This is a genomic window from Microbacterium sp. 18062 (assembly GCF_902706225.1).
Classification (GTDB): Bacteria; Actinomycetota; Actinomycetes; order Actinomycetales; family Microbacteriaceae; genus Microbacterium.
Genome location: NZ_CACSKB010000185.1, coordinates 1 through 562 on the forward strand (window position 1 = coordinate 1; position 562 = coordinate 562).

The window sequence follows — 562 nt, forward strand, 5'->3', positions numbered from 1 at the left end:
CCACGCGCTCGTGCTGGTCGGAACTCTGGCGCAGGTCCACCGTGGCGAGATGGAAGCCGAACACCTCCACCGCGCGCACCAGCGGGTGCAGGCGCTGCGCGGCCAGCGGCGCGCCGCGGTGCGAACGCAGCGAGGCCTCGATCACGCGCAGGTCGGCCAGGAACTCTCCTGCATCCGTATACGGGTTCTGCGGCGCCACGGCATGGCGCGCGGCCTCGCCGCCCGTCAGCTCGCGCAGCGTGGCCGCCAGGCGCGCATAGATGCCGGTGAGCGCGCGGCGGTAGGGCTCGTCCTGCCGGTGCTCGCTGGTGTCGGGCGAGCGCTCGGCCAGCTGCTGCATCTCGGGCGAGACCTGCACCAGCCGCGCCGAGAGCGACAGCTCGCCGCCCAGATAGTGCACCTCGGTGAGGTAGTGGCGCAGCGCCACCTCGGCCTGCCGCCGCAGCGCGAGCGAGAGCGTGTCGGCGCTGACGTTGGGATTGCCGTCGCGGTCGCCCCCGATCCACTGGCCCATGCGCAGGAAGCTCGCCACCGGATGGCTGCCGAGCGCGCGCTCCAGGTC

1 protein-coding gene is annotated in these 562 nt (G+C 73.5%); it reads right to left on the reverse strand.

The features are described 5' to 3' along the window. Positions 1-562 (reverse strand): phosphoenolpyruvate carboxylase (locus tag GVL03_RS19275; protein ID WP_159502578.1); only part of this gene is annotated, 562 nt, incomplete at both ends.